Raw genomic sequence first — 203 nt, 5'->3', positions numbered from 1 at the left:
ACGACGCGGGCCTGCGCACTCGGGGCAGCCTGACCGTGTGGTTCTCCGAGGCGGCGGTCGAGAACTGGCGTGCCGAGGCCCGCACTGGCCGGGGCGGACAGCCGAAGTATTCGGCCCTGGCGATCGCAACCGCCCTGACGCTGCGGGCCGTGTTCCGCTTGGCGCTGCGCCAGACCGAGGGCTTGATCGGCTCCATTCTGCAG

The 203-nt window shown here is 71.4% G+C and carries 1 protein-coding gene; it reads left to right on the top strand.

Going from position 1 to position 203, the window contains the following annotated elements; all coding sequences use genetic code 11:
* Positions 1-203: transposase (locus E2C05_RS32690; protein WP_192912588.1), on the top strand; the 203-nt coding region annotated here is incomplete at both ends.

This window comes from Paracraurococcus ruber (assembly GCF_004353985.1).
In the GTDB taxonomy this organism is placed as follows: Bacteria; Pseudomonadota; Alphaproteobacteria; order Acetobacterales; family Acetobacteraceae; genus Paracraurococcus; species Paracraurococcus ruber.
The sequence above is the reverse complement of the archived record's forward strand: the minus strand, read 5'-3'. Positions and strand labels throughout refer to the sequence as shown.